Genomic DNA, 25697 nt, shown 5'->3' with positions numbered 1-25697 from the left:
GATGAGAACGCCAGAGAATCGAGGTGTGCGCGATACTGTTGCTTTCACGTCCGGCGCGTCCGGGCAGGCAGTGAGGGTGCATGGCCACGATCTATGACGTCGCGGAACTCGCGGGTGTCTCCCCGGCGACCGTCTCGCGTGTGTTCAACGGCACGAGCGTGTCCGAGGAGAAGGTGGCCGCCGTGCGCGACGCCGCGGCCCGGCTGAACTTCACGCCGAATCGCACGGCTCGTACACTCCGACGCCAGAGCTCCGAGGTCATCGCGCTCGTGATCCCGGACATCGAGAACCCCTACTTCACGGAGATGGCGCGAGGGGTCGAAGACGTCGCCTCCGAGGCGGGCTACTCGGTCGTCCTGTGCAACTCCGACGCGCAGATGGAGAAGGAGGCGACATACCTCCGTATCGCGATCTCCGAGCACATGTCGGGGATCATCATCGCGACGGCCGACGAGCGGTCCAACCTCGAGGGCATCCTCGCGACGGGGCGTCCCGTCGTGGCGGTCGACCGCAGCACCACGTACGACATCGACGGTGTCGTGATGGCGAACCGTGCAGCGGGCACGTCCGCGACGCAGGATCTGATCGACGCGGGCTATCGTCGCATCGCCTATATCGGCGGGCCCGAGCACATCGATACCGCGGCGGAGCGAGCCGCAGGATGGCGCTCCGTGCTCGCTGCGGCTCAGCCCGACCTCGACCTCGACGAGCTCGCACGATTCGCGACGTTCCGCGTGGAGGGGGGCCGTGCCGCTATGGAGGAGCTCCTCGCGCTTCCCGAGCCGCCCGATGCCGTGGTCGCCGGGAACAACCTCATCGGCGTCGGCGCCATCCAGGTGCTCACCGAGCACGGGCTCACTCCGCCGCAGGTCGGTGTCGCCGTGATCGGGTCACTGCCCTTCACGACGCTGTCTCCCACCGCCGTCACCGTCGTTCGCCTGCCGGCGCGCCACATGGGTGTGACGGCGGCGCGGATGCTGCTCGAGCGCATCAAGGGCGACCGGCAGCCCGCGCGCACCGTGGTGCTGCGCAACGAGATCCAACCCGCCAGCCAGCGGGTCTAGCGGGAGCCCCAGAAGCGGGTCGCCAGGTGGGCGACCTCTTTGTCGAGCTCTTCGAGTCGTCGATCGACAGAGCCCAGTCGCGCGTCGAACGTCGCCTCCAGAGCGTCGAATCGGGTGTCGACCCTCGCGTCCATCGCCTCGAACTTCGTCTCCATCGCCTGGAGCTTCGTCTCCATCGTCTCGAACCGGTATCCCAGCTCGCGCCGGAGGGACGATGTCATCTTGTCGTTCTGGCGGATGAGGACGGTGAGCGCCCCCAGCATGAAGGCAGCGAACACGCCGATCAGAGTCCAGACCTGGGGTTCGTTCATCTGCATGGCTCCATCCTGCGGGGGAGTCCTCAGATTGTCACGGTATTCCAGTGCGGCTCGGGCTCGAGCCCGTGAAGAGTGGAGAGCGCGCGCTCCCCGCAGATCGTGCAGGAAAGGTCGGATCTTCTTGCGATGTGAAATCGATTTCGCATAAAGTGGCCACAGGTTTCAGATTCTGTGCCCGGTTTCAAGGAGGACACCATGCGCTGCACCCTCGGGGTGGACATCGGCACGTCCAGCAGCAAAGGCGTGCTGGTGGGGGTCGACGGCACGATCATCGCGTCGGCGAGCCGTGCGCACGAGGTCCGCCGCCCCCACACCGGCTGGGTCGAGATGGACGGCGACGTGTGGTGGGACGAGTTCGTCTCGATCTCTCGCGAGCTGCTCGAGACGGTGCCCGATGCCGAGGTGGTCGGAGTCGGTGTGAGCGGGATGGGGCCGTGCATCCTCCTCGCCGACGAGGATGACCGCCCGGTGCGTCCCGCCATCCTCTATGGCGTCGACACACGCTCGACGGCGCAGATCGATCGGATGACGGCCGACCTCGGCATCGAGGAGATCACGCGCGTCGGCGGATCGACGCTCACCTCGCAGGCGGGTGGCCCCAAGATCGCCTGGATCGGGGATGAGGAGCCGGAGGCCCTGGCGCGTGCGCGACGCCTCTTCATGCCGGCGTCGTGGCTGACCAGGAACCTCACCGGGGCGTATGTGCTCGACCACCAGTCCGCGAGTCAGGTCTCGCCGTTCTACGACATCGAGGCCGAGAGCTGGTACGGGCCGTGGTGGGAGCTGTACGCGGGCGGTATCGAGCAGCCCGCACTGCTCTGGGCGGGCGACCTGGCAGGAGAGGTCACCGCCGGCGCGGCAGCGGCAACCGGCATCCCGGCGGGAACACCCGTGATCACGGGCAGCATCGACGCCTGGACGGAGGCGGTCAGCGTCGGCGCGCACGAGGTCGGCGACCTCATGCTCATGTACGGGACGACGATGTTCCTGGTCGCGACAGGGGCGGAGACTCTGCGCACCCCGTCGATGTGGACCACTGCGGGAGCGTTCGCCGGCACACGCAACCTCGCGGGCGGGCTCTCCACGTCCGGCGCGCTGACCGCCTGGTTGAAGGATCTGACCGGGGCGGATTACCCCGAGCTGCTGGCAGAGGCGGAGCTCTCTCCACCCGGTGCGAGGGGATTGCTCGTGCTGCCGTACTTCGCCGGGGAGCGTACCCCGATCCAAGACCCTGATGCCCGGGGCGTGATCGCCGGACTCACGCTCGAGCACACGCGAGGCGACCTCTATCGTGCCGCTCTCGAGGCCACGGCGCTCGGCGTGCGCCACAACGTGGAGACCATGCGCGCGGCGGGTGCCGACATTCGTCGGATCGTCGCGGTGGGCGGGGGCACCCAGGGGCGGCTCTGGCTGCAGGTGGTCTCCGACGTGACAGGTCTCGTGCAGGAGGTGCCGCAGACGACGATCGGCGCGAGTTACGGTGCGGCCTTCCTCGCCGCGACCGCGATCGCCGCGCCTGACGAGACGCCGGTGATCACGGACTGGAACCCCGTCGCGGAGACGATCCGGCCTGATGAGGCGCTGCGCCCGGCCTACGACGACCTGTTCGACAGATACGTGCGCCTCTACGCGGATTCGAAGGACGTCGTGCACGAACTCGCAGACACGCAGCGCGGAGCATCCGCATGACCCGCGAACGGCGCGCCCGCGGTATCCCGCACACGTCGCAGGCGACGGCGTTCCCGCTGGGAGGCATCGGCACGGGCAATGTGTCGATCGGTGCCAGGGGAGAGCTGCGCGACTGGGAGCTCGAGAACCTTCCGGACAAGGGGCGTCGCAACCCGCACTCCTTCTTCGCGATCCACGCGGCTCCGGAGGGCGGCGACGCGGTCACCCGAGTGCTCGAAGCGCGGCTCGGCGGGCGTCACGATGCAGACGCGGGCTACGCGTTCGACCAGCTCGCGGGCCTCCCGCGACTCGATGCCGCGACGCTGCACGGCGAGTACCCGGTGGTCGACGTCGACTTCAGCGACGCCGTCCTGCCGGTCGACGTCTCGCTGCACGCCTTCACACCCCTGGTGCCTCTCGACGCGGACGAGTCCGGCATCCCGGCAGCGGTGCTGCGTTACCGCGTGACGAACCCTGGGTCGGTCCCGGTGGCGGTCACGGTCGTGGGCAGCATCTCGCACACGGCGGGGCGTGGCACCCCGGGGCCGGATGCGCCATGGGGGATGCGTGCGACGCAGACGGTGCGCTGGCGCGACGACGGCGGGGTGCGCGGACTCGACTTCGGGGTGGATCTGCCCGAGGATGACTTCGGCTACGGGACGCTGAGCCTCACCACGACGGATGCGGCCACGACCGCCAAGCCGCAGTGGGTCACCAGCTACTGGCCCGACGGTGCACGGCTGTTCTGGAACGATCTGACTGACGACGGGCTGCTCGCGGCGGAGCCGAGGCTCACGCTGGAGGATCGGCCCAGAGGGCTCTTCGCCGAACCCGACGCCGATCCGGACGCCGCGCCGCTGACCGAAGCGGAGATGCTGGCGAAGCTTCCCCGTCTGCGCACCGGCTCGCTCGGCATCGTGCACGTCCTCGCTCCCGGTGAGAGCCGCGACTTCGAGTTCGTGCTGTCGTGGAGCTTCCCGAATCGTCGTCGTGGGTGGAACGGGCATATCGTGTTCGCCGACCCGAACCTCGACGAGATCGTGCGGAACCACTACGCGACGCTGTGGCCGGATGCCTGGGCCGCCGCTGCCCACGTGCACGCGCACCTCGCAGAGCTCGAGGAGACGACGGATGTGTTCGTCGAGGCGCTGTACGGCGGGAGTCTCGATCCGGTGCTGATCGATTCGATCGGAGCGAACATCGCGGCCGCCCGTTCCACGACCGGCTTCGTCATCGAATCCCCGAACTCCGAGCTGGGCGATGGACCGGTGTTCGCGGCGTGGGAGGGATCTTTCGATCACGGCGGCTCGTGCGAGGGCACCTGTACCCACGTGTGGTCGTATGCGCAGACCCTCGCCTGGCTCTTCCCCTCGCTCGAACGAAGTGCTCGGCGGGTGGAGTATCTGCTCGAGACGGACGAGTCCGGGGCGCAGAAGTTCCGCGGCAACCGCGTCTTCGGAGGTCCCTCCTGGTTCATGGGTCCGGCCGTCGACGGACAGCTCGGCACTCTGCTCCGCCTGCACCGGGAATGGCGCTTCAGCGGAGACGACGACTTCCTGCGTGAACTGTGGCCCGCAGCCGCTCGCACCCTGGACTACGCGATCAGGGTATGGGATCGCGACGGAGACGGGCTCCTCGACGGGGAGATGCACAACACCTACGACATCGAGTTCCACGGGGCAGAGCCCCTCGCGAACGGCGTGTACCTCGCGGCGCTCCGGGCGGGTACGCGCATGGCTGCCCATCTCGGTGAGGACCGGCGGGCGGAGGCATGGTCGGCTCGAGCGGACCATGTCGCCGCGGCGATGGACGAGACGCTGTGGAACGGTGAGTACTACCGCCAGGTGATCGGCGATGCCGACGCGCACCGGTACCAGTACGGCGATGGCGTGCTGTCGGATCAGCTCCTCGGGCAGTTCCACGCATTCGTGAACGGCCTCGGGCACATTCTTCCCCCGGAACGAGTCGATTCGGCGCTTGCCGCGATCGTGGCGCACAATCACCGTGACGACCTGTCTGCGCACGAGAGCACGCAGCGCGTCTACGCCCTGAACGACGAAGGTGGGCTCCTGCTCGCATCCTGGCCGCACGGTGGACGCCCGGCGATCCCCTTCGTCTACTCCGACGAGGTGTGGACGGGAGTCGAGCATCAGGTCGCGGCCTCGCTTCTCTATGCCGGCCGCGTCGATGACGCGATCCTCGTCGAGCGTTCGTTGCGCGGGCGGTATGACGGGCGTCACCGCAGTCCGTGGAACGAGATCGAATGCGGCAACCACTACGCACGATCGCTCGCGTCGTGGGCGCTTCTGCTCGGAGCGAGCGGTGTGCAGTGGGATGCCCCAAGCGGCGAGCTCTCCTTCGCTCCGGCGACCGGCGGTGATCTCCGCAGCCTGTTCACCACGGGAACCGGCTGGGGGCGTGTCGAGATCGACGAGCATGAGCTGGCCATCCATCTCGACGGCGGCACGCTCGATGTCGCAGACCTGCGGCTGAGCGGCCGGACCGTCGGCCGCGACATCCGACTCCGAGCCGGGGATACGCATCGTTCCCGGCTCACCCCGACCCCAACCCCGGAGGCATCATGACCACCTACACCCTGCCGACCACGGCATCCCGCCCGACGACCGCTCCGAAGACCGCGTATCTCATCACGTCCGGAGACCTTCGTGAGTCGGCGAACGTGGCGGGGTGGCCCACCCAGGTCGAGCTGGAGACCGGCGTCACCGGAGTGCTGAACGCCCTCGGGTGGGAGGTCATCCGGCCCTTCGGCGTCGACCCCGAGACCGGGCACGGATTCATCTCGAGCCAGCGCATGGGCCTCGAGGTGTTCACGCGCATCCCCGTCGACGCGCCGCTCATCGTCGCGATCGCCAACTGGCAGTACTCGCACCATGTGCTCGCCGGACTGCGATCCCACGAGGGGCCGATCCTCACGGTCGCGAACTTCGCCGGCGATTGGCCGGGCCTCGTCGGCCTTCTCGGGCTGAACGCGGGTCTGACCAAGATGGGCAAGCCCTACGCGACCACCTGGTCCGTCGACTTCGCCGATGAGTGGTTCACCGACGGCATCAAGGAATGGACGGAGTCCGGCGCCATCACGCACGACAGCTCGCACGTCCGACCGCTGCCCGCGCTGCCGGACAGCCCGGAGAAGCAGCTCGGCGAGGCGCTCGCGGCACAGCTGCTCTCCGAGAAGGCGATCATCGGCGTGTTCGATGAAGGCTGCATGGGCATGTACAACGCGATCTTCGACGACGAGCTGCTCAACCCGACCGGCATTTACAAGGAGCGCCTCTCGCAGTCGGCGTTGTACGCCGAGATGCTCGACGTCACGGACGATGAAGCCGACGCCGCGTACGACTGGTTGATCGATGCGGGGATGACGTTCCGCTACGGCGAAGACGGCGTCACCGAGCTCACCCGCGACCAGGTGCAGTGGCAGCTGAGGATGTACATCGCCGCGCTCCGCATCGCCGACGACTTCGGGCTCGACGCGGTCGGCATCCAGTACCAACAGGGCCTGAAGGACCTGGTGCCCGCCTCAGACCTGGCCGAGGGCATTCTGAACTCGACCGAGCGCCCGCCGGTGACCTCGCGCGACGGCTCTCGCGTTCTGCACGAGGGACGGGCCTTCCCGCACTTCAACGAGGCCGACGAGGGTGTCGCCGTGGACGCGCTCGTGACCGACCGGGTGTGGCGCGCGATGGGCCTCGTGCCCGACAACACGCTGCACGACGTCCGCTGGGGCGAGGACTACGACGGACAGTTCGTCTGGGTCTACGAGATCTCGGGGTCGGTGCCGGCATCGCACCTCGGGGGCTGGCAGCACGCGGAGGGATGGCGGCAGGGTCATGTGTTCTTCCCCGCGGGCGGCGCCACGATCAACGGCGTCTCGAAGCCCGGCGAGGTCGTGCTCTCCCGAGTGTTCATCGCCGAGGGCATCCTGCAGGCCGACATCTTCCGGGCGTCGGTGGTCGAGCTGCCGGCGGAGGAGACCCAGCGGCGGAAGGATGCCACGAACCCCGAGTGGCCGATCGCCCACGTGGTGCTGCACGGCGTCTCGCGCGACCAGTTCATGGCACGGCACAAGGCGAACCACGCGCAGCTCGTCTACGCGCCCGACGCCGAGACCGCGGACAAGGCCCTGATCGCGAAGGCCGCGATGTTCGACGGGATGGGGATCAAGGTCAACCTGGTGGGAGACGTGACGATCTGATCGGTCGCTGCACATCACTGCGAGCGCCAGAAGCGGGTCGCGAGGTTCGTGAGTTCCCTGTCGAGGTCGTCGACCTTGATCTCGATGCGGTCGAGCCGGGCATGGAGCCCATCGATCCGGGCCGAGAGCGTGCCTTCGACGCGGTCGATCTTCGCCGAGAGCGTGCCTTCGACGCGGTCGATCTTCGCCGAGAGCGTGCCTTCGACGCGGTCGACCTCGGCGCGGATCACCCGGCTGAGCTGCGTCGTCATCAGCGTCATGCCGCCCAGCATCACTGCTGCGAAAACGCCGATCAGAGTCCATACCTGCGGATCGTTCAAGCGCATGCCTCCAGTCTGATTCCGGAGGGCAAGGTTGTCACGGTATTCCGGTCGTGACGTGCTGTCATCCCGGTGGCTGTGGAGCGAATGGCGTGTAGAAGCACCGTGCAGAAGAGGTGAGGAATCGGTTGCAGCCGGAGACTCGGTGACCAAGGGCAACCTGCTCGACGGGCGAGAGCCGTGAACATGCACGCGAAGCGTCAGGCCATGGGCCGCGGTGGCGACGGCTTCGAGCATGGAAGGCATGACACTTCATGAAGAGGAAGGGGCCCCGGTCGTCGTACTCGGAGCCACCGGAACGACGGGCTCGCAGGTGGCGGATCTGCTGGAGGCCGCGGATGTGCGGGTGCGACGCGCCTCCCGCCGCTCGCCGTGGCGGTTCGACTGGGACGACGCGAGCACCTGGCCGTCGCTGTTCGACGGTGCCGGGGCGGTGTACGTGGTCCTCCCCGAGGATCGGATGGACCTCACCCCCTTCACACGGGTGCTCGCCGACGCCGGCGTCGAGCGCGCCGTGGTGCTCACCGCACGAAACCCGGGGGTCAGCGGTGACGGCATCGCGTCCGGAGCGGAGGAGGTTTTCGGTGCCGCCGCGCCCGCTTCGACCTTCCTGCGCCCCTCATGGTTCGCGCAGGGGTTCACCACAGGTCTCTTCGCCGCTCAGCTGGATGCCACCGGCGAGCTGCGGCTGCCGGTGGGAGATGGGAGGGAGCCGTTCATCGATGCACGCGACATCTCCAGAGTCGCAGCGACGCTCCTGCGATCGCAGACGCCGGGCCCGTCGCGCGTCGAGCTCTCCGGCCCGCAGTCGCTCTCGTTCGCCGAAGCCGTCGAGATCGTCGGGCGGCGCACCGGGCGTGCCCTGACTTTCGCCGACATCGGGGTCGACGAGTGGCGGGGATCCGTCGCGCCCTACCTGAAGCCGCGGATGGTGGATGCCCTCGCCAACCTGTTCGACGCGATCCGCGCCGGGCGCGATGATCATCTCTCCGACGGCGTCCACGATGTGCTCGGCGAACAGCCGCACGCGCTGGAGGCCGTGGTCGCCCGGGAAAGCGCGGTGGCGCGGTGACCGGCGAAGTGGCCACCGGGCCGATCCCCCGAGGGGTCAACAGGCGGATGGTGCTGGGCGCGGCACTGGGGGTGACCGCCGCGGTCGCTGCGGGAGCGGGCGGGGCGATCGTCCCGTCCGGCAGTGCTTCCGCCTCCCGTTCCCGCGCCGACCTCGTGCTCATCCACGGCGGATCGCACGGCGGCTGGGCCTGGCGGCGCGTCGTCGACGAACTCGATCCTCGCCGGGGACGGATCCTCACGCCCACCCTGCCGGGAGTCGGCGATCGTGCACACCGTCTCTCGCCCGACATCCGCTTCCAGGACGGCGTGGACGACATCGTGGCGACGATCGATGCCGAGGAACTGCGTGACGTGGTGCTCGTCGGACACAGCATCGGTGGTGCCTATGTCTCCGCCGTCGCCGAGCGGATCTCCGATCGCCTCCGCGGCGCGGTGTACCTCGACGCGGTCGTCGTCGATCCCGGGGAGCGGATCCTCGACGTGCTCACCCCCGCGAGTCGGGCCGCGCTGCCGACCGTGGTCGCGCAGGCGGGTCAGGGGTACTACGTCCCCAAGCCGCAGGATCCGACGATGTTCGGGGTGACGCGTCGGAACGACGTCGAATGGCTCGACCGCAGGCTCACCGGGCACCCGTGGAGCAGTTGGAGCGACGTCGCACCGATCACCGGCCCGATGCCCGATGTGCCCCTGCTCTACATCGACTGCACGGCCCCGCCGTTCGCCGATGTCGGCCCGTCGAAGGACCGTGTGCGTGCGCGGCCGGAGCGATGGTCCGTCACGAAGCTCGCGGCGGGACATGACGCCCTCGTCACGGCCCCTGCCGACGTCGCGCGTCGGATCCGGCGCTTCAGCGCGGGGGTCTAGCCCCGGACGCGGCTCGGCGCGGGATCCACGTAGTTGCGCGGACTCGCGCCGAAGCGGCGTTTGAACGCGGTGCTGAGCGCGAACTCGTCCGAATAGCCGAGCCGATCCGCGACGTCTTTCAACGGCATGTCGGGAGAGGCCTCGAGGAGTTCGAGCGCGTGCGCCATGCGCCACCGGGCGAGGTGCGACGACGGCGTCGCGCCGACGACCTCTCGGAAGAGCTTGGCGAACGCGGAGCGGGACATGTGGGCGTGCGCAGCCATGTCGGAGACCGTCCAGACCGTTCCGAGCTCGCTGTGCACCGCCTCGAGTGTGGCCCCGATCCTCGGATGCGCGACGCCGCCGATCCAGCCCGGTGGTGTCGGCGCCGTGTCGATCCAGGCGGCGACCGCCGCGCACACCGCGACTTCGGTGAGCTTGCAGAGCAGGCTGTCGACGACGGGGTCGCGCCTGCCCTCGGCGTGCAGCAATGCGACCACGGAGGCCAGCAGCGGTGTGCTGTCGACCACGATCGTCCGGGGGAGCTCCTGCTCGAGGAGCGTGTAGACGTGTCCGCGACTCTTGAACGCGATCGCTTCGACACCGAAGACAGACCGCATCTCGGAGCTGCTCTCGGCCTGGATCTCGCGGGTCAGAGCGATGGCGTCTCCCTCGGCCGGGCACACCACGGCGAGCTGGTCCGAGCGGACGAGGTGGCGTCGTCCTCCGATATCGACGTGAAGGTCGTCGTGCTCCGGAATGACGAGGAGCTGCGGGGGTGCGCCATCGCTGGGGACCGGCGGTCGATGGGCCTCGCAGCGCCGCGACGAGATCACTCTGATGCTCGAGAGGGCGCGATCCACCGAACTCACTCGACCCCCTCGCTGCGCGGCGGACGCCCCGTCACTCCATTCTCTCCCTGTGCCGGGGCGACGGCTCCGGGGTCGATGCCGGGCGCAGCCCGCTGGGTGGTCCGCTGAGCGCCCGCAGGGCGTAGAGGATGGTCGCGAGGTCGACGAGTTCCTGGACGAGCGCACCGACGACCGCCGGGATGACGCCGGTCATCGCGACGATCATGAGCCCGACGCTCAACCCGATGCCGATCCAGATCGCGGTCAGCGCGACCCGGAGCGTGTGGCGGCCGATCGAGACGGCGTCGACGACCTTCGCGAGCGAATCGACGAGGATCACGACGTCTGCGGCATCGCCGGCGGCAGTGGCTCCCTTCGCCCCCATCGCGATACCGATGTCTGCGGCTGCCAGCACGGGCGCGTCATTGACGCCGTCGCCCACCATGAGCACCGGGCGCGGCTGCATCTCGGCGGCGAGCCGCACCTTCTCGGGCGGCAGCAGCTCCGCGTGGATTTCATCGATGCCGAGCTGGCGTCCCACCGATTCCGCCGTCGAATCCACGTCGCCGGTGAGCATCGCGACGCGATCGACGTCGTGCAGCCGCAGCCACGAGATGACGGCGGACGCTTCGGGGCGGGCGGCGTCGGCAAGCACGAGCACGCCGGCGAAGCGCCCGTCCACCGCCACGTAGGCCGCGGCTTCGCCGGGTTCGAGCTGCGCCCGGACGGTGTCGGGTGCGAGCGAGGCGACGTAGGCGGGCTTTCCGACCACGACGGTGCGCCCGGCGATCGTTGCGGCGACCCCGTTCGTGGCGGTCTCGCTGGCTTCCCGAGCCGCGTGCAGGACGAGCCCCCGCGCATCGGCGGCGCGCCGGATGCCTTCGGCCAGCACGTGCGAGGAGTACTGCTCCGCGGATGCGGCCAGCTGCAGGATCTCGTCGGCGTCGAAGCCCGCAGCGGGGCGGACCTCCACGAGCTCGGGGCGGCCCTGCGTGAGCGTCCCGGTCTTGTCGAACGCGGCGGAGCGCACCCGGGCGATCTGTTCGATCACGGCCCCGCTCTTCATGATCACCCCGGATTTCGCCGCCCGTGAGAGGCCGCCGAGGAATGCCACGGGCGCCGCGATGAGGAGGGGGCACGGCGTCGCCAGCACGAGTACCTCGGCGAAGCGCGTGGAGTCGCCGGAGATCGCCCATGCGGTGCCGGCGAGCACGAGCGACACGGCGGTGAACGGGATGGCGAAGCGGTCGGCGAGGCGGACGATCGGCGCGTGCGACGACTCGGCGGAGTGCACCAGCGCGACGATCTGCTGGTACTGGCTGTCGGCACCGGTGCGCAGTGCTCTGATGCGGACGGCGCGGCTTCCGTTGATCGCCCCGGACAGCACCTCCCCGCCCGCCTCGCGCGTGACCGGCATGCTCTCGCCCGTCAGCGAGGACTCGTCGAACGTCCCCGTGTCGGTCAGGAGCGTCGCATCCACCGGCACGATCTCGGAGGGGCGCACCAGCAGCACGTCGCCGACCGCGACATCGTCGATCGGCACGTCGCGAGCTTCGTCGGAATCGGGCGAGTCCGGGTGTACCAGAACATGGGCGATGCGAGGCGAGCGGTCCAGCAGCGCCGACAGATCCCGCTTGGCCCTGCGTCCGGCGAAGTCCTCGAGCGCCTCACCGCCGGAGAGCATCAGCACGATGATGAGCGCAGCGATGTACTCGCCGACCGCCAGCGTGGCGACCATCGCGACGACGGCCAGGATGTCGAGCCCGACGTGTCCGTGCAGCACGTCGCGTACCATGCCGACCAGTGTCCAGACCACGACGGCCGACACGTACACCGTGGCGAGCCAGCGACCGATCCCCGCTTCGTCCACCGCGTGCAGCACCCCCACCGCAGCGAAGACCAACACGGTGAGCGTGATCACGGGGTACCGCCACAGCGGTCGAAGCGCGCGCATGCGTCCAGCATCCCGGGAAAGCGGTATCGGCGCCAGTGCCCGTGCGAGGCACTGCTCATGACAGTGGCCGGCACTCTTTCGGCCGCATCGCTTAAGCGATATAGTCGGCCGCGAGACGCACCGATGCGGCTCGATCTGGACACGACGACGAAGGAGACGAACTGTCATGAGTCAGCCGAAAGCCAGTAACCACCGGTTCCGTAGAGCACTTGCAGCCGCTGCGGCCCTCGCGCTCGCGGGGATGGGGGCGGTCGCCGGATCGACCGCGGCCGCTGCGGACGACACGGCCGCCGAGCCGAAGCTCGCTGTCTACGTGGAAGTCAACTCGAACGATTTAGCGAATGTCGCCGACTACACGCTCGCCGATTCGGGTCGGCCGGCCGTCGACCTGGCGATGATCTTCGCCGCCAACATCAACTACGACGGCGAGAAGGCCTACCTGCACTTCAACGAGCGCGTCACCGAGACGCTTCAGGATGCGCAGAACCAGATCCGACCGCTGCAGGCCCGCGGCACGAAGGTGCTGTTGTCCGTGCTGGGGAATCATCAGGGCGCCGGGTTCGCGAACTTCACGTCGTTCGCGGCCGCGGACGCCTTCGCCGCCCAGCTCGCCGACGCGGTCACGACCTACGGCCTCGACGGCATCGACTTCGACGACGAGTGGACGAACTACGGCGCGAACGGCACGCCGCAGCCCAACGCGCAGTCCTTCGGGTGGCTCGCCTCGGCGCTGCGTGATCGTCTCGGCCCTGACAAGATCATCACCCTGTACGCGATCGGCGAGACCTACACCGTGACGGACTTCACCCGGTTCGATGCCGCAGCGGTGATCGACCACGCCTGGAACCCCTACTACCCGTCCTACAACGCCCCCGCGGTGCCGGGTCTCGAGGACAGGGCGCGCCTCGGCGCGGCCGCGATCGACCTGTCGAACGTGAGCTCCGCGACAGCCGCGGACTACGCCCAGCGCACGGTCTCCGACGGCTACGGCGTCTATGTGGCGTACAACCTGACCGCGACCGACCAGTCGGGGCTGCTCTCCGGGATCACGCAGGCGCTCAAGGGAGAGGCGACCGAGTACCGAGCGGCTCCGTGAGCGGCACGAGACCCGAGCAGTCGAGATCGAAGAGCTCGATCTGACGGAGCGTGACCTCGGCTTCCGCCCGGACGCGGATCGCCGAGGTCACGACTCGTTCCGTGAACGTGAAGGGCGTCGTACGGTCGGCCGGGAGCTCGCAGACATGGGTCGTCGCGACGGTCTCCCACTCACCCGCAGTCGTCAGGTGCTCCCACAGCAGGGCGGAGGAGGAGGCCTCTGAGGTCGTGGTCACCGTGACGTCGCTGACACTCTGCAGCGAGGGGAACCGCCATCCGATCCAGTCCCCGGTGTGCAGGGTGCTCTCCTGCCGACCTTCGAGGGCGAGGCCCGCGCCATCGTCGAAGAGGTGCTCGGGGTTCGTGACCCCTGACGAGGCGAGGGGGTATCCGTCGCGCGACGTCAGATCCTGATGCCAGGGCACCGAGTGCTGCTGCGGACCCGCGACTTCCAGCGCCAGGAGGGGGTCGGTACCGAACCGCAGCTCCAGAACGGAGTCTCCGACCAGCGCATCGATCGGCAGGTCTGCCGACGTCAGGGTCACGCCGTCGAGTCGCGCCTCCTGCAGCACATGGGCGGACGGAGCGGAGCGTCGTGACCGGATCCGCAGCGTCGAGCCGTCGCCGCGAGCCACGCGGATGTCGTCGAACAGCGGGGACCCGATCCGGAGTCGTCCCGAGGCGAGCTCCAGGGGATAGAGCCCGAGTGCGGCCCAGAGCCACCACGCGCTCATCTCGCCGTTGTCCTCGTCGCCCGGGTACCCCTGGCCGATGTGGGCGCCGGCGAACAGGCGCCCGGCGAGGTCGTGCACGACGGACGCGGTCTGCCACGGGCGGTCGGAGAACGCGTACATGAAGGGGATGTGGTGGGCGGGTTGGTTGGAGATCGCGCACATCCCCGACCGCAGGGCGCGTGCCTCCCGCTGCTCGTGGATCACGGTGCCGTATGCACCGCCGAAACGCTCGTCCGCGGTCTCGGGTTCGGCGAAGAGCGCGTCGAGATGGCGGCCGAGGCGTTCGGGGCCGCCGTGGAGGTCGGCCAGTCCTGCGCCGTCGTGCACGGCTCCGACCGACATGCCCCAGGCGTTCGTCTCGACGTTGTCTCCGCCCCAGGAGCGGGGGTCGAAGCCTCCTGCGAACTCGCCGAGGGAATCCCTGCCGCGGAAGAATCCGGTGTCCGGGTCGAACAGGGTGCGATACGACCGCGCGCGGTTCGCGAAGTAGCGGGCAAAGGATCGATAGCGGGCAGCATCCGATTCGTACTCGCACTCGGCGGCCAGCTGCGCGGCGAAGTGGCCGAGGGCGGCATCGCTCACCGCGTTCTCGATGCTCCAGCTCATGCCCTCGGGCACCTCCGAGGAGATGTACCCGGTGAACCGGCCGGTCGCGATCCCCTTGCGGCCACGGCGTGCGTCGGGCCCCGGCTCGCAGGCGTTCCGCCACCCGCTCTCGAAGGCGGCCGCGCGGTCGAACCCGACGCCCCAGCGGGCGGCATCTCCGAAGATCTGGTCGCTGGAGGTGCCGACCATGCTGTCGACGTAGCCCGGGGCACTCCACCTCGCCATCCAGCCGCCCCGACGATACTGCTCGAGCTGCCCGTCGAGCAGCTCTCCCGCGAGGGCGGGGTCGAGCAGGGCGAGCGCCGGCCACTCGGTGCGATAGGTGTCCCAGTAGCCGTTGTTGACGACGAGCTCACCGTCGACGATCGGTGGGGTATCGCCCCAGGACGCACGCGCAGCGAACACGTCGGCGAACCGCCAGATGGGCGCCTCCGCCGTTCCGACGTTCTCCGCGGCGCTGTTGGGGTACAGGTGCATCCGGTGGAGGGCGGCGGCGATCCGGGAGCGGTGCTCTTCGTCGGCGAGCGAGCGATAGGGGAGGTCGGCGTCGGACAGCGGGGGGATCGTCACGCGCGACAGCAGCCGATCCCACTGGGCAGCGGTCGCATCGCGCAGCTCCTCGTAGGCGATCGACGCCGGCGCCTCGGTCTCCAGGGCACGTCGGGCCTGTTCCACGGAGAGGAAGGAGATGCCGATCCGCACCTCGAGTGAGCCCCGTCCGGAGACGTGGCCCGCGACCGCACCGCGTCCGTCGTCATCGAGCGGACCGTGTGCGAAGGTTGGTTCGTCCCCACTGGCGTCCTGGTCGGGGTGCATCACCACTCCGGCGAAGAAGCAGCGGGGAGCGTTGCCCCACTCCTCGGAGCCTTCAGGGATCCAGCCCTCGAACCCCCCGGCGTCCGTCCAGGCGAGGCACCCTTCGTCGCTGAGCTGGTCGATGACGAAGCCGATGCGGGCGTCGGCGTCGGAGCTGCACACGCGGAACGCGCCGGTGTGGGCGGTCGCCGTCAGCTGGACGCGGAGGCCATCGCCGAGCTCTGCCGTGTACTCGTGCGGCCGCGCCCGTTCGGTGGCCGGTGTGATCCAGCGCCGTCGCCCTGCACGGCTCGATGTCGGGTCTCCGAGGAAGGGCATCAGCTGCAGCACGGAACGATCGCCGATCCAGGGGCTGGGCTGATGCGAGAACTGCAGGGCCTCGAGTCGTCGCCCCTGCGGGTCGTCGTGCACGAACGGGCGATACGGCCAGCGGGAATCCTCCGCATCGGTCGCCGGCGTGACGAACGTGAACCCGTGGGGCACGGCGACCGCCGGGATGGTGTTGCCGCGGGAGAATCGTGCACCCGAGTGCGAGCCGCGGCGGGTGTCGACGCGTTCCGCGGGTGCGAGGTCGGCCGGCGCCGGCACCCTCTCCTCGACCATGAGCTGCACGAAGCCCGTGCAGCGCGAGGGGAGGTCCGCGGCATCGGCACGGGAAGCATCGGCACGGGAAGCATCGGCAGGGGAAGTATCGGCAGGCAGAGCCGCGGTGCCGAACACGACCTCGACCATCCCCGCGCGACCGGCGAAGGGAGCGAGGGCGACGGTGTCGGCGTTCCATTGCTCCGGCAGGCTCCACCGGGCGTCGAACTGCGCCTGCGCGGTTACCGGGAAGTCGTAGCGGTCCCGCACGGCCGCGTCGTCGCTCAGCCGCGAGCCGTCGGCGAAGCGCACATCGACCGTCACAGCGAGTGAGGCGTGCGGTGCCAGCGTCGCCGCCGGCCCGTCCGCGTAGAACGCCCAGTGCAGCACGGTGTCCTGGGTGATCTCGACAGCGGGGAGATCCGGAACGTCGACCCGCTGCTCGCCGGCGGACGGATCGAACGAGAAGGCGAAGACCGGAGCCCGGAGCACGCCGCTGCGGGGGCGGGAAGACGGGGGATCGGCCGGGCCGTCCGCCGGGATGAGGTGCACGCTGCTCACCCCTTGATCGCGCCTTCCTGCACGCCCTTGAAGAAGAACCGCTGCGTGAACGAGAACATGATCACGATGGGGACGAGGGCGATCATGGTGCCGGCCGCGATCAGACGCGGGTCGACCGAGAAGCTGCTGTTGAGGTAGGCCATCCCGACCGTCAGCGTGTACTTCGCGGGATCGGAGAGCACGATCAACGGCCAGAGGTAGTCGTCCCAGGCGCCGATGAAGGCGAAGATCGCCACCACCGAGACCATGCCGCGGATGTTCGGCCACACGATGTGGCGGATGCGCTGCCACGTGGTCGCGCCGTCGACGGTGGCCGCGTCGAGCACGTCCTTCGGGATCATGCGGCACGCGGTGGCGACCAGCAGCACGTTCATGGCGCTGATCGCTCCGGGCAGGAACACTCCCCACAGGGTGTCGGCGAGGCCGAGCGCACGGATCGTGAGGAAATTGCTCGTCACGGTCACCTCGCCGGGGAACAGCAGGGTCGACAGCAGGATGCCCATCACGATCCACTTGCCGCGGAACTTCATGCAGGCGAGCGCATAGCCGGCGAATGTGGCCAGGATCACGTTGCTGATCACGGTGCCGACGGAGACGAGCAGCGAGTGCCACGCATACAGGTACACGGGCACGACGTCGGCGACCCTGGTGTAGTTCTGCAGGGTCGGCTCGCGCGGGATCAGCTCCGGGGGGAAGGAGTAGATGTTCTCGGTCGCGCCCTTGAACGAGGTCGACAGCTGCCACACGAACGGTCCGATGACCAGGAAGAGCACGAGCACCAGCAAGGCGTATCGGCCGATCAGCCCGCCGAGAGTCGGCTTGCTGAAGTCGCCGGAGCCGCGGTGCCGGAAGATGCGCTCGCGCGCGGGAGCGGGAGCGTCCTGCGGCTTCTCATCGCGTTCGGGCGCGGTGATCGTCTGAGCGGTCATGCGGGAGCCTTCGCCTTCTTCTCGCGGTTCATGAACGCGATCGCCGCGAGCGGTATGAGCGTCAGGAGGAACAGGGCGACGCTGATCGCAGAGGCGTAGCCGATGTTGCCGTTCAGGCCGGAGCCGACCTGGCGGATGAGCATCACGAGCGACATGTCGTAGCCGCCGGGGCCGCCCGTGCTCTTGGACAGCACGTCGAGCTCGGCGAACACGCGCATGGCCGAGACGGCGATCAGCACCGCGATGAGGAGCATCGCGCCGCGGACCGACGGGATCGTCACCGAGAGGAAGCGGCGGAACGACCCGGCGCCGTCGAGCATCGCGGCCTCGTGCAGTTCCTTGCCGACGTTCCCGAGGGCAGCGAGGTACACGACCATGTAGTAGCCGAGTCCCTTCCACACCGTGAGCAGGATGGCGCACCCGAGCAGCAGCCAGCGGTCGACGAGGAAGGGCATCGGCTTGTCGATCAGGCCGAGGAAGTCGAGCGTCTGGTTGATGATGCCGCGGCTGTCGAACAGCCAGGTCCAGATGAGGGCGACCACCACGACCGAGGCGATCACGGGGAAGTAGAACGTGGTGCGGAAGAACGAGATGCCCGGCAGCTTCTTCTGCACGAGGAGGGCGAGCAGCAGCGGCAGGATCGTGAGCAGGGGCACGCACACCACCACGTAGATGAGACACGTGGTGAGGGCGTTCCAGAACATCTCGTCGCCGAACATGCGCTCGTAGTTGGCTCCACCGACGAAGCCGGGCGTGCGCAACGGCCTGGCGTCGGTGAAGCTGAGGAAGACCGTGTTCAGGAAGGGCCAGAGCGCGAACACCAGCACCCAGATCACGGCGGGGGCGATGAGCAGCCACGGTGTGTACCACTTGTGGGATCTCATCGTCTTCCTCCGGCTCCTGGTGCCGGTGTCCGCGCGCATGCTCACTGGTCCACGCGGTTGGCGTTGGCGTACTCGACGATCTTGTCGAGCTGGGCCTTCGGGTCCGCTTCGCCGTTGACGGCGAGGGCGATCTGCTGGGTCATGTAGGTGGCCATGTCGGACGTCCACTGGAACGGCAGGGCCTTGGCATCCTTCATCGCACCGAACACGGTGTCGATCGCGGCGAGCTGCTTCTCGTCGGTGACGGTCGAGGCGATGCTGTCGACGACCTGGTCTCCACCTTCGGCCGTGCCCGGCGCGGTGCCGACGGCCAGCGACGAGAACGCGACCTGGTTCTCCTGGTTCGTCGCGAACTCCGCGAACGCGAGCGCGGCTTCCTTGTTGTCGGAGTCGGCCGAGACGTTCAGTCCCTGCACGTACAGGGGTGCGACCCCGAGGCGGGGCGTTGCGACCGTGTTCTCGAGCAGTGCCGGGGCGTCCTTCTGCAGGTCGGTCGTGAACCCGGTGCCGCCGGTCGTGAAGGCGACCTTCTCCTGGATGTACGCCTCGGCGTTCCCGCCGTAGTCGCCCGTGAGGGCCTCGGCGGGCATGGCCCCCGCGGCGTAGGCGTCGGCGTACTTCTGGATGATCGCCGCCGCCTCGTCGGTGTTGAAGTCGAACTCGCCCTTGTCGTCGATGACCTCCATGCCGGCGGCCGTGAACGTGTCGAGGGCGGGGATGGAGGAGAGCAGCTGCACCTTGCCGCCAGACTCCGTCGCCACGTCTTCCGCGAGGGTGAGGAGCTCGTCGACCGTGGTCGGCAGGTTCTGCTCGGTCACCCCGAACGGCGCGAGCTGCGCGAGGTTCCACCACGAGGCGTCGCTGGAGAGGTACCAGGGGAGGCCGTAGGTTCCCTCGACACCGGGGTAGGCGCTGTACGCCTCCCATGCGCCGGTGTTGTAGGTCGACTTCAGATCGGGGTCCGCGGTCTCCAGGTCCACGAGCTTGCCTGCCGCGACGAGCGGGTAGGCGATGTCCGGCGGCAGGTTCAGCACATCGGGCAGGGTGTCGGCGTTCGCCTGGCTCAGGATCTTCTCCTGGTAGCCGTCGCCCGGCTGGTCGAGCCACTCCACCGTGACGTCGGGGTGCTCCTTCTCGAACGCGGCGATGAGGTCTTCGAAGTACGGGGTGAACTTCTCGTTCTTGAGCGACCAGGTCTGGAACTGGATCTTCCCGCTCAGCTCGCCCGATGTGTCGATGGGGCCGGAAGCACCGGAGGATGCGCCGCCTCCCGTGCAACTCGTCAGCGCCAGAACGCCGATGGTGAATGCTGCCAGAGCGACAATGCGTGTGGGAACTTTCATCGTGCTTCTTCCTCGAGGCGGGCGAATCCGCGCGGCAGTCCGATCGGGGACTACAACGCTTTAGCAGATGAAACCATCCGATTCCGTCCCTGTCAAGACACCCGGCCGCGAGATCACTGTCTGCGCGTAGGACAGGGTGCATCGTCTGTTGCTCAAGCGTTATAGTGGTGCGAAATCCGCCCTCTCCGGAGGACACGTCCGAAAGGCCTGACACATGACGCAGCGCGGCGCCCTCGATGCTCCTCTGAGGTTCGGGGCGAACTACACGCCGTCGAAGAACTGGATGCACTCCTGGCTCGACTTCACCCCCGACGACGTGCGTCGCGACTTCGCCGCCCTCGCCGAGCTCGGGCTCGACCATGTGCGCGTCTTCCCCCTGTGGACCGTGCTGCAGCCGAACCGCACGCTGATCCGCGAGAAGGCGATCGACGACGTGCGCGCCGTCGTCGACATCGCCGGCGAGTTCGGCATGGATGCCAGCATCGATGTGGTCCAGGGGCATCTCTCGAGCTTCGACTTCGTGCCGTCGTGGTTGTACACCTGGCACGACAAGAACATGTTCACCGACCCCAGGGCGCTCGAGGGGCAGATCGCGCTCGTCGACCGCCTGGGGCGAGCGCTGAGCGAGGCGCCGAACTTCCTCGGTCTGACGCTCGGCAACGAGACGAACCAGTTCTCCGCGCACACGCATCCGTCGCCCTGGCCGGTCACGCAGGACGAGGCCGGGGGGTGGATCTCCGCGCTGCTGTCGGCGGCGGAGGCGGCAGCGCCAGGGCTCCCGCACGTCCACAGCGAGTACGACGCGGTCTGGTACATGGACGGGCACGGCTTCACCCCCGCCCATGCCTCCCGTCTGGGCGCGATGACCACGATCCACTCCTGGATCTTCAACGGCACCGCCCAGCGTTACGGCGGGCGTTCCGTCGCCTCCGACCGTCATGCCGAGTACCTGATCGAGCTCTCCCGCGCCTTCGCGACAGACCCCGACCGGGTGGTGTGGCTGCAGGAGGTGGGCGCCCCCTCGAACTGTCTCACCGACGACGAGATGCCCGGCTTCCTGGAAGCGACCGTACGCTCGGCCGTGCGCACCGAGAACCTCTGGGGCATCACGTGGTGGTGCTCGCACGACGTGAGCCGTGACCTCGGAGACTTCCCCGAGCTCGAGTACACCCTGGGGCTGATCGGTCAGGACGGCGCCGCGAAGCCCATCGGTCGGCGTCTCGCCGAACTCATCCCCGAGCTGCGCCAGCGCGTCGCCCCGCCCGCGCGGGACACCGCGATCGTGGTCGACGTCGACGAGCGTGAGGTTCCCGTGAGCCGCGCGGCACTGAGCCCAGGGGGTGCCGTGTTCCAGGCATGGGTGGACGCCTGCGCCGCCGGACTCGATCCGACACTGGTCACCTCGCACGACGCACTCGACCCTGTCGCGCTCGACGCGCGCGGTATCCGCCGCCTGATCCGCCCCGACCTCTCGGCGGATGTCGTCGACCCCTACGGCTCGGTGAACACGGTCGTTCCCGGCTGATCCGGGTCGGGCGTTCGTCTCAGCCCGTGCGGGCGCTCAGCCCGTGCGAGCGGGCGGAGCCGTGCTCTCGCGCGCCGTGAGCACGGGAGTCGGGCCCTCGACGCTCGGCAGATTCGCTCCCGCCTCGATCTGCTGCAGCAGCAGGGTGGCGGCACACTCTCCGAGTTCGAAGGTGTCGCGGGTCATCGCCGTGATCGACGGATTGATGAGCCCGGCGATGACCGAGTCGTCGAAAGAGGCGAGGGAGACATCGCGAGGGACGGCGCGGCCCATCTCCTGGGCCACACGGAGACCTGCGACCGCCATCACGTCGTTGTCGTAGACGATGGCCGTCGGGCGCTGTCGCCCCGACAGCAGTGTCCGCGTCACCGCGGAGGCGCGTGCGGGTGAGAAGTCGGTGGTGATGACCTCGCCCTCGAGGCCGTCGGCGGTCATGCGCTCGAGCACCTGGGCCCGCAGTCGCGTGTGCTCGAGCTCGGCAGGCCCAGCGACGTAGGCGATGCGGGTGTGTCCGAGCGCGGACAGGTAGGAGAAGAGCGTCTCGGCCACGGTGTCGTCGCCGATCCAGACGCTGGGCACCGAACCCTCGGAGGAGGGCTCCGACCCGATCATCACGGCGCGGGCGTCGAGGGCTTCGATGCGCCCGACCCTGGGATCGTCTTCGCGGGGGTCGATGAAGATGAACCCGTCGACCTGATTGGAGGAGCGCCACTGCCGGTGCACCTCCATCTCCTCCGCGACATCGGCGACGAGTCGCAGCTGCAGGCTCACCTTGCTCTCCGACAGACGCGATTCGATGCCGGCGATGAGGTCGGTGAAGAAGGCCTCGGAGCCCAGGGAACGAGCGGGGCGGGCGAGGGCGAAGCCCACCGTGTTGGCGCGTGCACCGACCAGTGCGCGCGCCGCGGAGCTCGGCTGCCAGCCGTTCTCCTCGACGATCGCGAGGATGCGGTGCCTGGTCTCCTCGCTCACGCCGGGGCGCCCGTTGAGGGCGAAGGAGACGGCACCGGGGGACACGCCAGCCATGCGCGCGATATCGGCGATCGTGACGCGTTTCGCCGGACTCATAGTCCCTCACCCTACTTGATCGGTTTAGCCTCGGGAAAGAAGCCGGATCGTGCCCTAGACTCGTGCACTAGATCGCTTTAGTACAACAGATAGCATTCAGTCACAGCGCATCACCGCAGACCCGAATCAGCCCTCACCGTCGAGCCCGGAGACCCACTCATGCATGACGACACCTCGCTCACCGTCGGCCGCGTCAAGCGCGTTCTCGAGGAGCGCATCCGCCCGGCGATCCACTCGGCCTCCGTGCCGCTCGGCGTCGAGATCCACGAGCTGCCCGGCGAGCCCATCGCCCCCGCCGAGGGGCTCGCCCTCGACTACGCGCCAGGCGTCGTCGGGGCGCCGTGGGGGCCCGCCTGGGGCACCACCTGGTTCAAGCTCACCGGACGCGTCCCGGCAGAGTGGGCGGGCCGCCGGGTCGAGGCGCTCATCGACCTCGGCTTCGACGTGAACATGACCGGCTTCCAGTGCGAGGCCCTGGCTTATCGTCCGGACGGCACGCCGATCAAGAGCATCAACCCGCGCAACCAGTGGGTGCCGATCGCCGAGACCGCCGCGGGTGACGAACCCATCGAGCTGTACCTCGAGGCGGCGTCCAACCCGGTGCTGCTGGACTACCACCCCTTCCTGCCGACGCAGGAGGGCGACATCCTCACGTCCTCGAAGGAGCCGCTCTACCGCGCCCGCCGGATGGACCTGGCGGTGTTCGAGCCCGAGGTGTTCGACCTGTCCCTCGACCTCGAGGTGCTGTTCGAGCTGCAGGCGGAGCTCCCTGCCACGTCGCCGCGCCGCATGCGCATCCTGCAGGCCATGGACGACGCGCTCGACGTGCTCGACCTGCAGCACATCGTGGAGACCGCCTCCGACGCCCGCGCCCGCCTCGCCGATGTGCTGGCCGCTCCCGCAGAGGCGAGCGCGCACCGCATCTCGGCCGTCGGTCACGCGCACATCGACTCGGCCTGGCTGTGGCCGGTGCGCGAGACGATCCGCAAGGTCGCGCGCACGACCTCGTCCATGACCACGCTCATCGAGGAGCAGCCCGAGTTCCAGTACGGGATGTCGAGCGCGCAGCAGTACGCCTGGATCAAGGAGCACCGCCCCGAGGTGTGGGAGCGGGTCAAGGCTGCGGTCGCCGCCGGACGCTTCCTGCCGCTGGGCGGCATGTGGGTGGAGTCCGACACCGTCATGCCGACGGGAGAGTCGCTCGTGCGGCAGTTCTCGCACGGGCAGCGCTTCTTCGAGCGCGAGTTCGGCATCCGCTCGAAGGGCGTGTGGCTGCCGGACAGCTTCGGCTATTCGCCAGCCCTTCCGCAGCTGATGCGCCGTGCCGGGTTCGAGTGGTTCTTCACGCAGAAGATCTCGTGGAACCAGCAGAACGTGTTCCCGCACCACTCCTTCCTCTGGGAGGGCATCGACGGCTCGCAGGTGTTCACGCACTTCCCGTCGATGGACACCTACAACTCGCAGCTGAGCGGTATGGAGGTGGCGAAGGCCTCCCGTCAGTTCAAGGAGAACCGCCTCAGCTCGCGGTCGATCGCTCCGGTCGGCTGGGGCGACGGCGGCGGCGGCACGACCCGTGAGATGACCGGCAAGGCCGAGCGTCTGCGCGACCTCGAGGGCAGCGCGCAGGTCGTATGGGAGCACCCCGACGTGTTCTTCGACGCCGCCAAGGCCGAGCTGCCGAACCCGGCGGTGTGGGTCGGCGAGCTCTACCTCGAACTGCACCGCGGCACGCTCACCAGCCAGCACGCCACGAAGGCCCTGCACCGCTGGGCCGAGCATGCTCTGATCGAAGCAGAGCTGTGGGCCGCCACCGATGCCGTGCGCACCGGTGCCGAGTACCCGCAGGCGGAGCTCGACCGGCTGTGGCAGGCCGTGCTGTTGCACGAGTTCCACGACATCCTGCCCGGGACATCGATCGCGTGGGTGCACCGCGAGGCCGTCGCCGTGCTGTCCGACGTGCTGTCGGATGCGCGCGACATCGCCGACGCCGCGCGCCGGTCGCTCGCCGGCGAGGGTGACCGCGAGCTGCGGTTCGAGCCGAGCTCGGTCGCCGGTGGTCGGGCGCTGGGCGCCGCGTTCGTGGGGGAGTCGACGGTCGCACCCGTGACGCTCGTCGAGGAGGCCGATGGCTGGCGGATCGAGAACGACCTCGTGTCGGTGCTCGTCTCGGGCGAGGGGCTGATCGTGTCTGCCGTCGACAAGGCGTCGGGCAGGGAGACGGTCGCCGCAGGCAGGGCCGCGAACCTGTTCCAGTTGCACCAGGACTTCCCGAACATGTGGGACGCCTGGGACATCGACCGGTACTACCGCAACAGCGTCGACGACCTCACGGCGGTCTCCTCCATCGAGGCATCACTCGTGAACGGTGTCGCGCAGATCGTCGTCGTGCGCCCGTTCTCGGAGTCGACCATCACGCAGACGATCGTGCTCGCGCCGAAGTCGCGCACCGTGCTGCTGCGCAATGACATCGACTGGCACGAGACCGAGAAGCTGCTCAAGCTGGCGTTCCCGCTCGACATCCAGGCGTCGCACACCGAAGCCGAGACCCAGTTCGGTTACCAGGCGCGCGTCACGCACACGAACACCAGCTGGGAGGCCGCAAAGTTCGAGACCTCGATGCACCGGTTCGTGCTCGTGCGCGAGCAGGACTTCGGTGCGGCCCTCGTGAACGACTCGATCTACGGGTACGACACGACGCGCGAGGTCGGCGAGGACGGGGTCACCACAACCGTGCGGCTCTCCCTGCTGCGGGCGCCGCGCTTCCCCGACCCGGACACGGATCACGGTCCCCACGAGATCGAGGTCGGCTTCGTGATCGGCGCCGACGCCGCGATCGCCACAGCCGAGGGCATCCGCATCAACAGCCTGCCCACGGTTCTCCGCGGGGCGCGCGAGGTCGAGCCGCTGGTCTCGGTGCAGGGCGAGGGCATCGTCGTGTCGGCCGTGAAGCTCGCCGACGACGGTTCCGGCGACGTCATCGTGCGTGTGTACGAAGCGCTCGGGCGTCGTGCGGTCGGCGAGCTGTCCGTGGGCTTCGACCACCGTGAGGTGCGCGAGGTGAGTCTGATCGAGGACGAGATCGACGATGCACGGACGGGCGGTGCGCTGCGACTGCGTCCCTTCGAGGTGCGGACGCTGCGCATCGTGCGTTGAGCATCGTGCGCTGAGCCTCGTGTGCTGAGCCCGCGTGTGCTCCTGCTCTCGCGTGTGTGGGTGATGTGCGCGGACCCGTTGTCGTGGCAGGGCG

Annotated in this window: 18 protein-coding genes; 9 read left to right on the top strand and 9 right to left on the bottom strand. The window is 68.8% G+C overall.

Annotated features, from left to right (window positions below; all coding sequences use genetic code 11):
• The first annotated feature begins 80 nt into the window (after positions 1 to 80).
• On the top strand, positions 81 to 1064 hold the full coding sequence (locus tag ABRP18_RS16575; protein WP_349885059.1) for a LacI family DNA-binding transcriptional regulator: 984 nt from the start codon (positions 81 to 83) through the stop codon (positions 1062 to 1064).
• Here ABRP18_RS16575 and ABRP18_RS16570 read toward each other — a convergent pair.
• A complete protein-coding gene (locus tag ABRP18_RS16570; RefSeq protein ID WP_046748708.1) occupies positions 1061 to 1381 on the bottom strand; it encodes a hypothetical protein in 321 nt (106 codons plus the stop codon). The genes ABRP18_RS16575 and ABRP18_RS16570 overlap by 4 nt on opposite strands.
• 195 nt (positions 1382 to 1576) lie before the next feature.
• Here ABRP18_RS16570 and ABRP18_RS16565 point away from each other — a divergent pair, with 195 nt between their 5' ends.
• From ABRP18_RS16565 to ABRP18_RS16555, 3 genes are read left to right on the top strand one after another with little or no spacing between them, the layout of a single operon-like run.
• The gene (locus ABRP18_RS16565) at positions 1577 to 3070 is read left to right on the top strand and encodes an FGGY family carbohydrate kinase (RefSeq protein ID WP_349885058.1); all 1494 of its coding nucleotides are present in this window, start codon (positions 1577 to 1579) and stop codon (positions 3068 to 3070) included.
• Positions 3067 to 5634 (top strand): GH116 family glycosyl-hydrolase, encoded by a 2568-nt coding sequence (locus tag ABRP18_RS16560; RefSeq protein ID WP_349885057.1) that lies wholly within the window; start codon positions 3067 to 3069, stop codon positions 5632 to 5634. Before ABRP18_RS16565 ends, ABRP18_RS16560 begins: the two co-directional genes overlap by 4 nt.
• Positions 5631 to 7265: a fucose isomerase gene (locus ABRP18_RS16555; protein WP_349885056.1), complete on the top strand. Its 1635-nt coding sequence runs from the start codon at positions 5631 to 5633 to the stop codon at positions 7263 to 7265. Before ABRP18_RS16560 ends, ABRP18_RS16555 begins: the two co-directional genes overlap by 4 nt.
• 14 nt (positions 7266 to 7279) lie before the next feature.
• On the opposite strand, the gene ABRP18_RS16550 is transcribed toward ABRP18_RS16555, so the two are convergent.
• Positions 7280 to 7591, bottom strand: coding sequence for a hypothetical protein (locus tag ABRP18_RS16550; protein WP_113681049.1), 312 nt, complete (start codon positions 7589 to 7591; stop codon positions 7280 to 7282).
• Between the two features lie 238 nt (positions 7592 to 7829).
• Here ABRP18_RS16550 and ABRP18_RS16545 point away from each other — a divergent pair, with 238 nt between their 5' ends.
• The gene (locus ABRP18_RS16545) at positions 7830 to 8657 is read left to right on the top strand and encodes a hypothetical protein (RefSeq protein WP_349885054.1); all 828 of its coding nucleotides are present in this window, start codon (positions 7830 to 7832) and stop codon (positions 8655 to 8657) included.
• Positions 8654 to 9523 (top strand): alpha/beta hydrolase, encoded by an 870-nt coding sequence (locus tag ABRP18_RS16540; protein ID WP_349885053.1) that lies wholly within the window; start codon positions 8654 to 8656, stop codon positions 9521 to 9523. The genes ABRP18_RS16545 and ABRP18_RS16540 overlap by 4 nt, the downstream gene beginning before the upstream one ends.
• Here the strand turns inward: ABRP18_RS16540 and ABRP18_RS16535 are convergent.
• Positions 9520 to 10374, bottom strand: a complete 855-nt coding sequence (locus tag ABRP18_RS16535) for a helix-turn-helix transcriptional regulator (RefSeq protein WP_058632321.1) — start codon at positions 10372 to 10374, stop codon at positions 9520 to 9522. The two genes, ABRP18_RS16540 and ABRP18_RS16535, sit on opposite strands and share 4 nt — an antisense overlap.
• 31 nt (positions 10375 to 10405) lie before the next feature.
• Positions 10406 to 12307, bottom strand: coding sequence for a heavy metal translocating P-type ATPase (locus ABRP18_RS16530; protein WP_349885052.1), 1902 nt, complete (start codon positions 12305 to 12307; stop codon positions 10406 to 10408).
• A 166-nt stretch (positions 12308 to 12473) separates the two neighbouring features.
• On the opposite strand from ABRP18_RS16530, the gene ABRP18_RS16525 reads away from it, so the two are divergent.
• Positions 12474 to 13403, top strand: a complete 930-nt coding sequence (locus ABRP18_RS16525) for an endo-beta-N-acetylglucosaminidase H (RefSeq protein WP_227750888.1) — start codon at positions 12474 to 12476, stop codon at positions 13401 to 13403.
• Here ABRP18_RS16525 and ABRP18_RS16520 read toward each other — a convergent pair.
• From ABRP18_RS16520 to ABRP18_RS16505, 4 genes are read right to left on the bottom strand one after another with little or no spacing between them, the layout of a single operon-like run.
• Entirely contained in the window at positions 13366 to 16701 is a 3336-nt protein-coding gene (locus tag ABRP18_RS16520; protein ID WP_349885051.1) for a glycoside hydrolase domain-containing protein, read from the bottom strand. The genes ABRP18_RS16525 and ABRP18_RS16520 overlap by 38 nt on opposite strands.
• On the bottom strand, positions 16698 to 17630 hold the full coding sequence (locus ABRP18_RS16515) for a carbohydrate ABC transporter permease (RefSeq protein ID WP_113680770.1): 933 nt from the start codon (positions 17628 to 17630) through the stop codon (positions 16698 to 16700). The genes ABRP18_RS16520 and ABRP18_RS16515 overlap by 4 nt, the downstream gene beginning before the upstream one ends.
• Positions 17627 to 18514: a carbohydrate ABC transporter permease gene (locus ABRP18_RS16510; protein ID WP_058632343.1), complete on the bottom strand. Its 888-nt coding sequence runs from the start codon at positions 18512 to 18514 to the stop codon at positions 17627 to 17629. The genes ABRP18_RS16515 and ABRP18_RS16510 overlap by 4 nt, the downstream gene beginning before the upstream one ends.
• Before the next feature lie 41 nt (positions 18515 to 18555).
• The gene (locus ABRP18_RS16505) at positions 18556 to 19857 is read right to left on the bottom strand and encodes an ABC transporter substrate-binding protein (RefSeq protein ID WP_061018009.1); all 1302 of its coding nucleotides are present in this window, start codon (positions 19855 to 19857) and stop codon (positions 18556 to 18558) included.
• 214 nt (positions 19858 to 20071) lie between these two features.
• Between ABRP18_RS16505 and ABRP18_RS16500 the strand changes: the two genes are divergently transcribed.
• On the top strand, positions 20072 to 21382 hold the full coding sequence (locus ABRP18_RS16500) for a hypothetical protein (protein WP_046748719.1): 1311 nt from the start codon (positions 20072 to 20074) through the stop codon (positions 21380 to 21382).
• Between the two features lie 36 nt (positions 21383 to 21418).
• Here ABRP18_RS16500 and ABRP18_RS16495 read toward each other — a convergent pair whose 3' ends face one another.
• Positions 21419 to 22450, bottom strand: a complete 1032-nt coding sequence (locus tag ABRP18_RS16495; protein ID WP_349885050.1) for a LacI family DNA-binding transcriptional regulator — start codon at positions 22448 to 22450, stop codon at positions 21419 to 21421.
• 159 nt (positions 22451 to 22609) lie between these two features.
• Between ABRP18_RS16495 and ABRP18_RS16490 the strand changes: the two genes are divergently transcribed.
• On the top strand, positions 22610 to 25603 hold the full coding sequence (locus ABRP18_RS16490; RefSeq protein ID WP_179515738.1) for a glycoside hydrolase family 38 C-terminal domain-containing protein: 2994 nt from the start codon (positions 22610 to 22612) through the stop codon (positions 25601 to 25603).
• Positions 25604 to 25697: the final 94 nt, after the last annotated feature.

The sequence above is a fragment of the Microbacterium sp. WHRI 7836 genome (genome assembly GCF_040223885.2).
GTDB lineage: Bacteria > Actinomycetota > Actinomycetes > Actinomycetales > Microbacteriaceae > Microbacterium > Microbacterium oxydans.
The sequence above is the reverse complement of the archived record's forward strand: the minus strand, read 5'-3'. Positions and strand labels throughout refer to the sequence as shown.